This is a genomic window from Arachidicoccus ginsenosidivorans (assembly GCF_007971385.1).
In the GTDB taxonomy this organism is placed as follows: domain Bacteria; phylum Bacteroidota; class Bacteroidia; order Chitinophagales; family Chitinophagaceae; genus Arachidicoccus; species Arachidicoccus ginsenosidivorans.
This window is the reverse complement of the sequence record NZ_CP042434.1, coordinates 2,791,539-2,804,412: the sequence shown is the minus strand read 5'-3', so window position 1 is coordinate 2,804,412 and position 12,874 is coordinate 2,791,539. Positions and strand designations below refer to the sequence as shown.

The 12,874-nt window shown below is 42.5% G+C and carries 12 protein-coding genes; 8 read left to right on the top strand and 4 right to left on the bottom strand.

The window, feature by feature from the left end:
- Nucleotides 1-67: 67 nt before the first annotated feature.
- Both FSB73_RS11225 and FSB73_RS11220 read right to left on the bottom strand, forming a co-directional pair.
- Nucleotides 68-946, bottom strand: a complete 879-nt coding sequence (locus FSB73_RS11225; RefSeq protein ID WP_146781976.1) for an NAD kinase — start codon at nucleotides 944-946, stop codon at nucleotides 68-70.
- Nucleotides 947-994: 48 nt separating this feature from the next.
- On the bottom strand, nucleotides 995-1,972 hold the full coding sequence (locus FSB73_RS11220; RefSeq protein ID WP_146781973.1) for a DUF3078 domain-containing protein: 978 nt from the start codon (nucleotides 1,970-1,972) through the stop codon (nucleotides 995-997).
- A 407-nt stretch (nucleotides 1,973-2,379) separates the two neighbouring features.
- On the opposite strand from FSB73_RS11220, the gene miaB reads away from it, so the two are divergent.
- Both miaB and FSB73_RS11210 read left to right on the top strand, forming a co-directional pair.
- Nucleotides 2,380-3,807: a tRNA (N6-isopentenyl adenosine(37)-C2)-methylthiotransferase MiaB gene (gene miaB, locus FSB73_RS11215; protein WP_146781970.1), complete on the top strand. Its 1,428-nt coding sequence runs from the start codon at nucleotides 2,380-2,382 to the stop codon at nucleotides 3,805-3,807.
- Nucleotides 3,808-4,030: 223 nt separating this feature from the next.
- Nucleotides 4,031-5,371 carry a sigma-54 interaction domain-containing protein gene (locus FSB73_RS11210; protein WP_146781966.1) on the top strand — a complete coding sequence of 447 codons (1,341 nt, stop codon included), beginning with the start codon at nucleotides 4,031-4,033 and terminating at the stop codon, nucleotides 5,369-5,371.
- A gap of 85 nt (nucleotides 5,372-5,456) precedes the next feature.
- Here FSB73_RS11210 and FSB73_RS11205 read toward each other — a convergent pair whose 3' ends face one another.
- Nucleotides 5,457-7,136 (bottom strand): GH39 family glycosyl hydrolase, encoded by a 1,680-nt coding sequence (locus tag FSB73_RS11205; protein WP_146781963.1) that lies wholly within the window; start codon nucleotides 7,134-7,136, stop codon nucleotides 5,457-5,459.
- Nucleotides 7,137-7,345: 209 nt separating this feature from the next.
- Here FSB73_RS11205 and FSB73_RS11200 point away from each other — a divergent pair, with 209 nt between their 5' ends.
- A complete protein-coding gene (locus FSB73_RS11200) occupies nucleotides 7,346-7,888 on the top strand; it encodes a helix-turn-helix domain-containing protein (RefSeq protein ID WP_146781960.1) in 543 nt (180 codons plus the stop codon).
- Nucleotides 7,889-7,983: 95 nt separating this feature from the next.
- A complete protein-coding gene (locus FSB73_RS23255) occupies nucleotides 7,984-8,172 on the top strand; it encodes a hypothetical protein (protein ID WP_158639502.1) in 189 nt (62 codons plus the stop codon).
- Between the two features lie 416 nt (nucleotides 8,173-8,588).
- On the opposite strand, the gene FSB73_RS11195 is transcribed toward FSB73_RS23255, so the two are convergent.
- Nucleotides 8,589-9,731 carry a TlpA disulfide reductase family protein gene (locus tag FSB73_RS11195; RefSeq protein WP_146781957.1) on the bottom strand — a complete coding sequence of 381 codons (1,143 nt, stop codon included), beginning with the start codon at nucleotides 9,729-9,731 and terminating at the stop codon, nucleotides 8,589-8,591.
- Nucleotides 9,732-9,847: 116 nt separating this feature from the next.
- Here FSB73_RS11195 and lptE point away from each other — a divergent pair, with 116 nt between their 5' ends.
- From lptE to mltG, 4 genes are all read left to right on the top strand, one after another.
- Nucleotides 9,848-10,240 (top strand): LPS assembly lipoprotein LptE, encoded by a 393-nt coding sequence (gene lptE, locus FSB73_RS11190; protein ID WP_146781954.1) that lies wholly within the window; start codon nucleotides 9,848-9,850, stop codon nucleotides 10,238-10,240.
- Between the two features lie 157 nt (nucleotides 10,241-10,397).
- Nucleotides 10,398-11,318, top strand: coding sequence for a hypothetical protein (locus tag FSB73_RS11185; RefSeq protein WP_146781951.1), 921 nt, complete (start codon nucleotides 10,398-10,400; stop codon nucleotides 11,316-11,318).
- Between the two features lie 13 nt (nucleotides 11,319-11,331).
- Nucleotides 11,332-11,703: a preprotein translocase subunit SecG gene (gene secG, locus FSB73_RS11180; protein ID WP_146781947.1), complete on the top strand. Its 372-nt coding sequence runs from the start codon at nucleotides 11,332-11,334 to the stop codon at nucleotides 11,701-11,703.
- 117 nt (nucleotides 11,704-11,820) lie between these two features.
- A complete protein-coding gene (gene mltG / locus FSB73_RS11175) occupies nucleotides 11,821-12,843 on the top strand; it encodes an endolytic transglycosylase MltG (RefSeq protein WP_146781944.1) in 1,023 nt (340 codons plus the stop codon).
- The last annotated feature ends 31 nt before the right edge of the window (nucleotides 12,844-12,874 follow it).

The window sequence follows — 12,874 nt, the reverse complement described above, 5'->3', positions numbered from 1 at the left end:
TGTCTTAGCTGTATTAATCTGAATTTAATTGTCAAATGACGATTTAGGTGAATGCGCATATTTATTGTTAGTTTCTTTTGTCGAACCCCCAGGAAAGCTTGCTGCGCAGGGTGGACAAAAAGCTGTTTTCCTTAAAGCGGATCAATTTGATAGTAAAGCTTTCTCTTCTGATGGCCAGTTGCACACTGTTAGCGACCACTTCGCGTCGGGCATCCAGGGTACAAAGAAAATCACTTGCCCGACTTTCTACCTCAAAAGATATGACATTATTGTCCGGTACGATTATGGGCCTTGTATTGAGGTGGTGCGGAGCAATGGGGGTAATAACCAGGCTGGCAGAGTCCGGAAAGATAATCGGGCCGCTACAGCTCATGGAATAGCCGGTACTGCCGGTAGCCGTGGCCACAATCAGTCCATCTGCATAATAAGAGTTGATAAATTCCCCATTTAGAAAGGTCCTGACCACAATCATGGGGGCAGCATCTCTTTTGGTAATGGTAAAATCATTGAGTGCAAAGGGCGTACTGCCAAATAAAGGAATGGCCGCATCCAGGTGAATCAGGGTTCTGGAGTCTATAATATAATTCTGATTGATCAGCTCCCCCAGCACCAGGGAAAACTCTTCTCTGCTGGCTCCGGTCAGAAAGCCTAACCGGCCAAAATTCACCCCCAGAATAGGTATATTTTTATCCCCTACCAGGGTAACCGTATCTAAGATGGTGCCGTCACCGCCCAGGCTGATCAGACAATCAATATCACTGTTTAAATTGCTGCCATCTGAAAATATCCCGATACCTGTAAACCTTCTGGCGATATCTTCAAATTGTTCAAGCAGTCCTTTGTAGATAACGACACCGATACCTTTTAACGTCAGCTCCTCCAGTAAGGAATCGATATCCTGGCTATATTCAGCGGGTAAAATTCTTGCATAAATTGCAACTTGCATAGACGGTGTGGGATTGATCCTATTGCAAATGTAATCAATTTATATGGTCTACATACGTGCATAACCGGTTTTAAAAGGCATACTGAAGCCGACGCCGATCATACTTTTCACCTGCAAACCGGGACTGTCCCCAGTCGGGCCAAACAGCCTGACATCATCATCATAGATCAGATCAAGGCTATAGGATGCAGAAAGAAACCGATTGATCTTAAAACTTAGATTATTGCTCATATCCAGGTCCACATTCTGCGGCTTCTCAGAATAGTCCGAGAACAGGTTTAGGTTGGCCCTATAGTTTACATTCTTAATAATGTCCTTCTGGTAGTTTATCGTTGCAAAAGCACCAGGTGCAAAATGGTAACGGTGCCCCTTATCCAGACCATACAGCCCCAGGGCGGCCAGTTTTTTATTCAGGATGACCGTCAGACGCGTAGTGAGCGGAGAGGCAAAAATGGATAATTCTGGCTTAGGTTTATAATCAAGACCCAGGGAAATCACCGCATAGGCCGGAGACATGAAAGAGGAGACCAGCGAGGAGCTATCCTTTGAATAATATTGCCGGCCATCAAAAAACTGGGAACGACCATTTAATAGTAAAGAGGCGTTAATCTTGCCGGCACTGTCGAGTTTGATGCCATATTTGGAGGTTCCTGCAATCCGGTCGTCATTTTTTCTACCACCCGTGGAGGTCGTCTGGACATAGCCAAAATTAAAATCAACATTGGTATCCCAGGAATGTTTGCCCTTTCGGTGATATAAAAAAGCGTTCACATAAGAGGTCAGTGCCATGGAAAAGTCCTCGCCCCCGGCTGCCCAGTTCTTCAGTGAACTCTGCGATAAATGCAAATCCCCCCTGCCGCCATATTTCCACTTCCAGGGGATGGTATCGGTTGATCCCTTTTTGACCGTAACAAAGATTTCTGAGGGAAGAGAGCGGACAGGAATATCACTTTGGGCAAATAGGGAAGACCCTACTGCCGTCATCGCCAGTAATAAATAAATATGTTGCTTTATTCTTGTTCTCAAAGTTAACTCTAGAATTTTAGGGGTTGCCAGATCGGCATCTTACCAGTCTGGTAACAGGCTTTTGCCTGTTTAGCCGTTTACTGTGATGCCCCGTTCCACTTGATTACTTTTGACCGTTTTTATTGCTCAATTCATTTCCAAGTTTCAGCATTGTTATGCTTTCGATATTCGCCGATCTAAATAGTTTAATAATAACTCATTTAAAGATCAAATTATATTATTCAACTATTTCTTAATAGCTGTCCAGTAGTATTATTGTCCTAAGTCTATCGATCCAATCGTTATGGGCTCAAAAATAAATGACTCTCCACTCATTTTGGGTTTAAATTAGCCAAAATTTTCCAAAATATCTGCCATTATGACATTTGCTGATTTTTTAAGTACTTTTGCAGAATAAATAATGGTGAATGGAGACTTTAAAACTGCAAAATAAAGAAATTAATGAACTCAGACAAGGTGAACCGTATACGCCACTGGCTGGGGAAGAGAAGTATAATAAAAAATTCTATATAGAAAGCTATGGTTGTCAAATGAATTTTAGTGACAGCGAAATAGTTGCATCGATTCTTAATAAGGAAGGCTTTGGGGCTACCCGTGATGCCGAGCAGGCAGATTTAATTTTTGTCAATACCTGTTCCATCAGGGAAAAAGCCGAGCAGACCGTCAGAAAAAGACTCACAGAATTTAAAAAATATAAGCAAAACCGTCCGGGTGCGCTGGTAGGCGTATTGGGCTGCATGGCAGAAAGGCTTAAATCTAAATTTCTGGACGAAGAAAAACTGGTTGATCTGGTGGTCGGACCGGATGCTTATCGCAGCTTGCCTGCACTGGTGGAAGAGGCTCAGACAGGCCAAAAGGCCATCAATGTGCTCTTAAGCCGCGATGAGACTTATGCAGACATCTCACCGGTGCGGCTGAACAGTAACGGGGTCACTGCTTTTATTTCTATTATGCGGGGCTGCAATAATATGTGTACTTTCTGTGTAGTACCCTTTACCAGGGGACGGGAAAGAAGCAGAGAGCCCTTATCCATTGTAGCGGAAGCCGAGGATCTTTTTAGCCGGGGATTTAAAGAAGTCACTTTGCTCGGCCAGAATGTTGACAGCTATAATTTTATTCAGGAAGACACCCAGGATGTCATCACTTTTGCCCGGTTATTAGAAATGGTGGCTAAGGTAAGTCCGGAACTTCGGGTTCGTTTTAGCACCTCACATCCAAAAGATATCACAGAGGAAGTGTTAACAACCATGGCTAAATATGAGAATATCTGTAATTATATTCATCTGCCTGTTCAAAGCGGCAGTTCCAGAATACTGCAACTAATGAACCGTACCTATACCAGAGAGTGGTATATGGCCAAGGTGGACCAGATTCACCGCATCCTGCCGGATTGCGGCATCAGCAGTGATATGATCGCCGGTTTTTGTACGGAGACAGACGAAGATCATGAAGAAACTTTATCTATTATGCGCTATAGTCAATATGACTATGCCTATATGTTCTACTACAGTGAGCGTCCGGGTACCCTGGCTGCACGTCGATATACAGATGATGTGCCTTTGGAAACCAAAAAACGTCGGCTCCAGCAAATTGTCGACCTGCAATATGAGCTCTCTTTTGAAAGCAATAAAAAGGACGTAGGTAAAACCTTTAAGGTCCTGATTGAAGGCGAGAGTAAGAAAAGTGAAACAGACTGGATGGGCAGGAATGCACAAAATAAGGTCATTGTATTCCCCAAAGGAGCATATGGTTTACAAAAAGGAGATTATGTATGGGTAAAAGTGGATGCATGCAACAAGGCCACCTTAAAAGGGCAGGTCACTGAGCAGCCTTAACAGTGGCTTTGACCCTAACCCTGCAGTATGTATTGGTGGGTACACATCATTTACGTTAAGATAAATTTTTACGTAGTTGATAAAAATGTAAGTAGCCCCATTACTTCCCGAACCTATATTTTTTGATGCAAAAAAAGATGTGCGCAAAATCCATCCATTATATTATTCAGCAAATATTTAAGTAAGTTAAGCGCACTTTATTCAAAACCGGAAACATCGAACCATGGATTTACAAACGGTCAAAAACAGATTTAATATCATCGGAAACTCCCAGGGGCTGAACTACGCCTTGAACGTCGCCGTTCAGGTCGCAGCCACCGATTTGAGTGTGCTGATTGTCGGAGAAAGTGGCGTCGGTAAAGAGGTCTTTTCCCAGATTATTCATGCACTTTCTTCCAGAAAGCATAATAAATTTATTGCCGTCAACTGTGGCGCCATTCCGGAAGGCACCATAGACAGCGAATTATTTGGGCATGAAAAAGGCGCCTTCACAGGTGCCGTAGACAGCCGAAAAGGCTATTTTGAGACCGTCAGCGGCGGAACGATCTTTCTGGATGAAATCGGAGAAATGCCTATCGGCACACAGGCCCGCCTGCTCAGGGTCCTGGAAACAGGTGAATATATACGGGTCGGGTCTTCCAAAGTGCAGAAAACAGATGTCCGGGTTATTGCCGCGACCAACAGGGATTTATATGAATTTACCCAGAATGGAAAATTCCGGGAAGATCTTTATTACCGTTTAAGCACAGTTCCTATCCGTGTTCCGGCACTTAAAGACAGAAAAGATGACATTAGTCTTCTTTTCAGGAAGTTTGTTGTGGATTTTGCGGAAAAATACAGAAAGCCACCCCTGCAACTGGATCCCCAGGCCATGCAGCTGCTTATCAGCTATCCTTGGCCGGGCAATGTACGTGAACTTAAAAATATCGCCGAACAGATTTCCGTATTAAGCAAATCCAATGTAATCTCACCTGAAGAGATGCAGCAGTTCTTGCCTGAATACCATAATAACCGTCTGCCGGTTCTGGCGCAACAGGTGGGTCAAAATAACAGCAACGAGTTTATCAATGAGCGGGAGATTCTCTATAAACTCTTCTTTGATATGAAAAAAGATGTCAACGAACTCAAAAAGATGCTCGGTGAAATCCTGCAAAATCCAGAAATCGCTAATTCCCTAAATGATTATACCAAGGAAAAACTTTATCAGTCCTTAAGCGAACACGAGGCCGCCTCACAGGCGATTAAGCCTTACTATGCCAATGCAGCACTGCCAGGCAGTTTTCATGAAGAACCACCCCATCAGACACCAAATCACAATCATCAGGGGCCTTCTGGTAACGCCCATCCTGCCCATCCGGTCATTCTAAATGCGGACAGGGACGCTGAACAGATCCACAGCCATGAAGAGGTAGAAGAAACGTTGAATATTATGGATAAGGAAAAGGAACTGATCACCAAAGCCCTCAAAAAGCACAGAGGGAAACGAAAGGATGCCGCCTATGATCTGGGCATTAGCGAAAGAACACTATACAGAAAATTAAAAGAATATCATATAGATGGATAATCTAAAATGTAAGCCATCAGCAGATTCGATACCTTTTGATCTGCTGATGGCTCAAAGGGATTGCACCTCGAATTATTCAAGGAATCTACAAATTATCCTTACCATAAAGGCATAGTAATGCCACTGCCTGTCTTTGCAGCGTGACCGGGATTTTAAAAGCACCTTTATCTGATTGAATTTCCTTGGATACACTACAGGTAAGTTGCCCCGTCTTTGTTAGTTCAGCTATTTGTGTTGCACTTGGATTTTGCGGCGATCCCATTTTTTTCCATAATGCGTAGGCATTATTATGCTTACGATCAATGATATAAATTTTTAATGCAGCGCTTTTTGCATGCGCCCCATTAACAGTAACCAGGACTGACCTAGCCGGGCTGGTTGTATCCTTATCGTGATAATTCCATAAAAGAACACTGGCAGATTTATCCGTCCTGGATGCCAGCACGCCTATGTCTGTTTGTGCTCCCCGAACACCCGATTTCAAAATATCCTGAAGCGCATATTGATGATCACTCTGCGCAAATACCTGCCTTGTACCCATTTTGCCAAACATCCTGAATACATTTAATACAGGTTTATCCACGCCATTAGTGGCCAGGTCTCTGAACCCGTAGAACCAGGGTTGATTTTCAAATTCGAAAGCCCAGGTCACCGCGCCGATCAAATGCACATTATAGCTCACCGCCAGTTCATGAATACGGGCAAAAGAAGCTGCCGTATAACTCGAATACATTGTACCATTGCGGTAGGCATTTTGCGGATCTGTCGCCATCCCACAGGCAGCACATCCCTCCGGGTCATTTTCTCCTAAGATGACCGGTAAATCTTTTAAAGCGGGATACTGTTTGATCACCTTAAAATTGTTTTCAACATTATGCAACTGACTTGAAATGCCCATGACAACGGTGCCGTTTTTCAATCGGGGGCTGCCCTTTGCATGGAATAGAATGGCGTCTAAAGGAGCGCCAATTTTTCCTGTCGCATAGTTTCTTCCAAATTGGCAATGCTTTAAAAAAGCATCCAACCACTTCATCGCACCACCTGTGGTATTTGGACCACCTATACGTGCTGTCGGCAACGCCCTTTTGACTGCACTGGCCGTATAGTCATACAATTTGAAAAATTCCTCCTGGGTGCCTTTCCAGTAATACCCGTCAGCTTCATTCCAGACCTCCCAATACCAGCTTGACACCTCTTTGGCCCCATATCGACTGACGCAGTGTTTAACCCATTGATAGATAAGTTCTGCCCATTTGTTATAGTCCTTTGGCGGATAGGCCCAGCCGGTTATAATATCACTGTACTTATCTCCTGGCTTCCAGTGGTGTCTATATGGTTCAGGATGCGAAGAAAGGGCTTCAGGCATAAAGCCTATTTCAGCCAGCGGTTTCATGCCTCTTTTCACATAAGTATCAAAAATACTGTCCACGATATTCCAGTTGTATACTGGATTTCCCTGGCTGTCCTCCGTATAAATGTTTGTACTTCCCCATTTTAAGGCAGCAGTGCCATCACCGGTCACCAGCAAACTATGGGTACGAACATAGACCGGAACGGGACTCAACTCAGAAAGCTCCGTCAATAATTTCTTCCCATCTTTCATATATGTATAATTTGGTTCATCATAACCAAACCACGACCAGATACGGGGCAATTGTCCTAATTCCTGACTTATATTTACATCCACCTTTGCTTGTTGACCATACCCTACCTTAAAAATAACGAGACTGCCAATCGATAGCAGGCCGATAATTAGTTTCTTCATAAATTGAATGGGTTGTACATTATTGATATTTTGTTTATTATAATTCAACTGTGTTTCATAACAAAGATGAAAAAAAAATTATAAATAACATTATTAATATTAATATTTTTTGAAATTCCATAGATATTCGTCGCCCAAAATTGATTCAACCCTGTACATTTGCCCATATAAATCGGGTGTCAGGCAGATCATACTGAAATTTTAAATAAATGGCAGACAATTCATTAGTAGGGGATCGTATCAGACTAATCAGGAAGTCGCAAAAAAGGACTATCCAGGAGGTGGCAGATACTTGTCAACTGTCCAAAAGCATGATTTCCAAAATTGAGAACAACAAAACCATGCCTTCCGTGGCGACACTGGTTAAAATCGCCACCGCTTTAGGAACAACCATATCAAGTATTCTGGAGCAGGATAACAGCCGAAATACCATTTTCACCAAGAAAAAAATGTCGCTGGATAAACTGGTCAAAACGGAAAAAGGATACCATATATACCCATTTGCATCAGAATTTCAAGGGAAAAAAATGCAACCCTTCCTATTTGTTGCCCGCAAATCTGAAGTTATTGCCCACCAGCTAACGCATGAAGGAGAAGAATTTATTTACGTGATTGAAGGTGCGATGAAAATGCAAGTAGGTGACACCGAATATTTATTAACCGCTGGAGATTCTTTGTATTTTAATGCCTTGCAAAAGCACGGCATTTTACCTACAACCGAAGAGGTAAGGTATCTGGACATCTTTTTATAACCAGCCATGCTACTGTCCTGCCTTTTTGCTAACATTTACACGGCTTAACTAAAAAATATTTCGTATATTCAATTATTCAAAATTAAAGTTAAACCATGGGCACACGTGAGATTCTATTAATACTGGTTTTGCCAATTCTGGTTTTTATGATTTTCTCCTCCTTCAAAATGATCGATCAGAAATTGCAGGAGAAAAAATTATCTAAACGCTCCAGTATCTTTTATAAATATGGCGTCATTTTATGTCCGCTATTGGCTTTTATTGTCCTTAAATTGCAAAAATAAGTACAAGATAGCTATAACCGATCATTCGCTAGTATTTCCAATCTAGCGCGGATAAATACATCCGCTTACTTTTGAAGATATTAGGTATTGATACCCTTTTTGCTTTCAGCTATGAAGTTGTTCAAATGCATGGCCACCCGGTCATACTTAGCCCATAAAAGCATTTTACTTAACCAGTACACTTCAGCATTGGTGATAACCTATTCGGTATCCCTTCTTTCTATAAGCAATTCTCATCTACTATATAACGCGCTGTATCGTTTTAAATAAATTGACAAAAAAAGCAGGAAGCCTGGACAATTATCCATCCGCTTCCTGCTTGTTATTTCTTTAGTGTGTTAACTTTATTTAATCCAGGCAAATATTAGATAGGAATGCCCCGGAAAATAAGCACACAGGTAAGTCGCTGCCTTTGCTTATGATTTTGCATCAGAAGCGCTCTTTTTTAATTGAATATTACTTAAAACTTCAGCCAGTTTTTCTTCCAGCTTGTCTCCTCTTAAGTTGTGGCCGATAATTTTACCATCCTGGTCGATCAAAAAGTTGGCAGGAATGGCTTTCACACCATATTTACCAGCTGGCTCAGATTTCCAGCCTTTCAGATCAGAAACCTGTGTCCAGTTCAATTTATCATGGGCAATGGCTTCTTTCCACTTAGCGCCATCCTCATCTAAAGAAACCCCAAGAATGGTGAAGTTTTTATCTTTGTATTTATTGTATGCTTTTACAACATTTGGATTCTCTGCTCTGCAGGGACCGCACCAGCTGGCCCAGAAATCAACCAGTACATATTTGCCTTTAAAGGAAGACAGACTAACCGGATTTCCATTAACATCATTGGCGGTAAAATCAATTGCCTGTTGGCCAATAGCCGTCGCCTTCATGGTTTCCAATTGCTCGGCGATTTTCACGCCTGAAGTTGAATGCTGTAAAGAGGTGTCCAATCCGGTAAACATTTTATTCAAATCTGCATATTCTGTAGAATAAATCAGGCTTCTAAGCAGATTTATGCTGACATAACTTTTAGGATGCTGGTTAATGAAAGTTTTAGAAGCCGCTTCTCTTTGATCATTCAGGTCATTCGCTTTCTTTTCAATGGCCGCAACTGCTGCGGTATCATTTTTCATGCGCGCCGTCTGATACTGCTGAAATAAAGAATCTTCCTGAGCATTGAGCGGCTTTAGATCCGCCTGGAAGGTATCCCACTCTTGTTGCGTAGGTGCACCCGTGATTTTCACACTGCTAAGTGAATCTACATTGCCTTTAATATTAATAGCTGCATTCTCTACATATAAATTAAAGCCTCCTCTTCTATCCTGCAGATAGATAGAGGCCATCTTAGGTTCTTCTGCTTTCCCTTTAAAAGTAAATTTCCCATCAGTGACCTTCGCAGAGTCTACCACCATAGAATCTCCTGCACTGGTTCTAAAATAAATCAGGGAATCCTTCAGCCCGGCAATATCCCCATTGATTGTATAGCTGTCTTTTGGTGCCTGGTTACAGGCAAAAAAGCCCAGCGTCATGGCTGCCATAGCCCCTGCAATAACACGTTTGTTCATGCGATTTTTTTAGTTATTTATTGATTAATTTCGTGAAGATAGAGAAAATAATGTGTTCAATAAAAGATTCTGTTCATTATTTTCGTTCTATATTCGTCACTTAAACCGTTAAGTACATGCGTGTCCAGGCTCGAGCCTTATGGCTTTTATTTATATGTTTTGTCTTCAGTATCAGCTCTTGTGGCATTTATACCTTTAATGATGTCAGTATACCACCAGAAGTAAAAACGATCAGAATCGGCTTTATTGAAAACAAGGCACATTATATTAATCCAAGTCTTAGCGCACAATTAACAGACGCATTTGTTAAAAAAGTGGCCAGCCAGACCAAATTGACCCGTATTGATGATCTAAATGCAGATTATGTTATCAACAGCGTCATACGCCAGTACGATGTCACCACCTCTGGTGTCAGTGCCTCTAATCAGGCCAGCCTGAACAGACTGACAGTAGGCCTACACATGACGCTAATAGATAATACAAAAAAGAAACGCACGAATACGACGTAAGTAGTACTTTTGATTTCAGCGCCAATCTTTCATTGCAACAAGCAGAAACTTCCCTGATGAGTCAAATACTGAAGGATATACCAGATGCGATGTTCAATAAAGTATTTTCCAACTGGTAACCTAAATAAATGGTGCATTTGAAGTAAACCTTTAGCCTATGCAATCAGAAAAACAATTAATACAAGCTTTCACGGGAAAGTCCTGCTTGCAGGACAGTTCCGCCCACCAGTGGGCTGAAATTACGGCAAAATACCCTGCTTTTACTCTGGGACATTATTTTAGGGCAAAAAAGCAGCTAACAGAACAAAAAGCGAATCCAGCAGCGGACAAACAAGCACAAAATCGCAGCGCTCAACAAGCCGCTGCCACCCATTTTAATGATATCCTTTGGCTGGATTATTTACTTAAACAAGATTTTTCGCCAGTTGAGGCTATTCAATCCACTAAACAGGCGCCTGTTTTAGAACCGGCAAAGTCGGGTGACAAGGTGCACTCCGCTCCTTTCCATACAAATTCAACAAACAATGAAGACCAGACGCTTGAACCCCTAACCGGCAACGCAGCAGTGCAGGAGGTTATACCAAATAGCGTAGCTGCCACCACAAATGAAGTGGAAGTGGAAGCACCTGCGCCGCAAAGCAACCGCCTTACCGCCGTACTCAGTGCGCAGCTTGCGGATTTTAAAAAACCGTTGAAAGAGGATGCCCGCTTAGAAGTTGAGCGTGAGCCACTTTATAAAGTGGATTATTTTGCTTCTCAAGGTATCTCCATCCTAAAAAATCAAGATGTTTTAGACAAAAAGGTACGCAAATTCACGGACTGGCTCAAAGAAATGAAGCAGCAGACACCAGATAACAATGGTGTGCCAAAACTTAATACGACCCCACAGGAAGAAGCCCAGGCTGCCCAGAAAGCGGAGGCTTCCCTAAAAATAGCGCCTATTTGGACCGAGTCCATGGCAGAAGTGTTAATCAGCCAAGGCAAATCAGCCCAGGCCAGGGAGGTTTACCAAAAATTAAGTTTGTTATATCCCGAAAAATCCGCTTATTTTGCATCCAAAATCGATTTATTACAATAATTAAATATAATTTATGGCTTTGCTTTTCTTCATACTGGTCGTTATCGTGTCAATCGTACTGGCCTTTTTTGTGCTGATTCAGAATCCAGAAGGTGGTGGACTTTCCGGCTCCATCGGCGGTTTTTCCAACCAGATTATGGGGGTAAAGAAAACTAATAATGTACTGGAAAAAGGTACCTGGTTATTTGCCCTGATTATAGGCATTATGTGCTTATTTTCTGTGGTATTATTCACTGGATCCCATGGCGGAGGCGGTGCACTGGACAATCTGAATACCAATGTAAAAATGCAGACAACCCAGCCAAGGGCGCAAAGCGCAGCACCTGCGGCCGAGGCCCCTGCCAGCCAGCCAGCTGACCAACCAGCTGAAACACCTGCTAAATAAGTCATTACAACTCCGAACAATATTCAGGTCCCCGCCTTTAAAAGGCGGGGATTTTTTCGTTAATTTGCACATGGCACGCCCCTTGAAGGTCATTTTGGGTAGCTTTAAACTTTTACCATGAAAACAATCGGCAGGATTTTTACTTTTATCATCATCGTGGGCGGGATTATTTTCGCTTACCTGGTCTTTGCCCCCAATACGACCTTTAATGCCGCGAAAAAACACTTGTATATACGCCCGGGCTCGGAGCCGGCATCTCAGCAGATCGTAAAGCAACTTCAAACGGGTAAAATCATTGATAATGTCAAAGTCTTTGATTTTCTGGCACCTAAGATGAATGCATATAAAAACCTGGTGCCAGGCAGACTAACCGTACCCAAGCACACAAGTGTGTATGGACTGATCAAAATCCTGAAAGCCAATAAACAAGATACGGTTCATTTTACCATTAAAAGAGTTCGCACCAGAGAAGGGCTAGCCGCCATGATGGGTCACAATTTGATGACAGATTCTGCCACTACTTACATGTACCTGAGTAATAATGATTCACTCAGGCAGTTTGGCGTAGATACTTTTACCCTCAATACTTTGCTTATTCCCGGCACCTATAATCTTAAATGGGAATACACAACAGGCCAGGTGCTGGCGATTTTCGCTGCCGCTAAAAAGGGCTTCTGGTCCAGAAATAACCGAACAGCCAGGGCAGCCGCACTGGGCCTGACGCCAGATCAGGCCACAACCCTTGCCTCCATTGTAGAGGATGAAACCATGAAAGACAGTGAAAAAGATACCATTGCCAGCGTTTATCTGAACCGGCTTAGAAGCGGTATGGCCCTGGGCGCGGATCCGACCATTAAATATGCCTTAAAGGATTTTGATATGAAAAGAATTTTGAATCAGGATCTTAAAGTTCAATCTCCTTATAACACTTATATCAATAAAGGCTTGCCGCCCGGTCCTATCTGCACGCCGGATAGTGTTACCATTGAAGCAGTATTAAATGCCCCTAAAACCGATTATATGTATTTTGTGGCCAAGCCTGATTTTGGCGGCTACCATAATTTTAGCAGGGATTATGCCCAGCACCTCAAACTGGCAGAGCAGTTTCATGACGCCCTTGACAAAAAAAACATCAAATAAGCAGACGCTGAACTGATAGGACACAAAAAGC

What these genes read in the sequence shown, in the direction of transcription:
- FSB73_RS11225 (WP_146781976.1), bottom strand. Translation starts at nt 946, where the DNA reads ATGCAAGTTGCAATTTATGCAAGAATTTTACCCGCTGAATATAGCCAG.
- miaB (WP_146781970.1), top strand. Translation starts at nt 2,380, where the DNA reads ATGGAGACTTTAAAACTGCAAAATAAAGAAATTAATGAACTCAGACAA.
- FSB73_RS11210 (WP_146781966.1), top strand. Translation starts at nt 4,031, where the DNA reads ATGGATTTACAAACGGTCAAAAACAGATTTAATATCATCGGAAACTCC.
- FSB73_RS11205 (WP_146781963.1), bottom strand. Translation starts at nt 7,136, where the DNA reads ATGAAGAAACTAATTATCGGCCTGCTATCGATTGGCAGTCTCGTTATT.
- FSB73_RS11200 (WP_146781960.1), top strand. Translation starts at nt 7,346, where the DNA reads ATGGCAGACAATTCATTAGTAGGGGATCGTATCAGACTAATCAGGAAG.
- FSB73_RS23255 (WP_158639502.1), top strand. Translation starts at nt 7,984, where the DNA reads ATGGGCACACGTGAGATTCTATTAATACTGGTTTTGCCAATTCTGGTT.
- FSB73_RS11195 (WP_146781957.1), bottom strand. Translation starts at nt 9,731, where the DNA reads ATGAACAAACGTGTTATTGCAGGGGCTATGGCAGCCATGACGCTGGGC.
- lptE (WP_146781954.1), top strand. Translation starts at nt 9,848, where the DNA reads ATGCGTGTCCAGGCTCGAGCCTTATGGCTTTTATTTATATGTTTTGTC.
- FSB73_RS11185 (WP_146781951.1), top strand. Translation starts at nt 10,398, where the DNA reads ATGCAATCAGAAAAACAATTAATACAAGCTTTCACGGGAAAGTCCTGC.
- secG (WP_146781947.1), top strand. Translation starts at nt 11,332, where the DNA reads ATGGCTTTGCTTTTCTTCATACTGGTCGTTATCGTGTCAATCGTACTG.
- mltG (WP_146781944.1), top strand. Translation starts at nt 11,821, where the DNA reads ATGAAAACAATCGGCAGGATTTTTACTTTTATCATCATCGTGGGCGGG.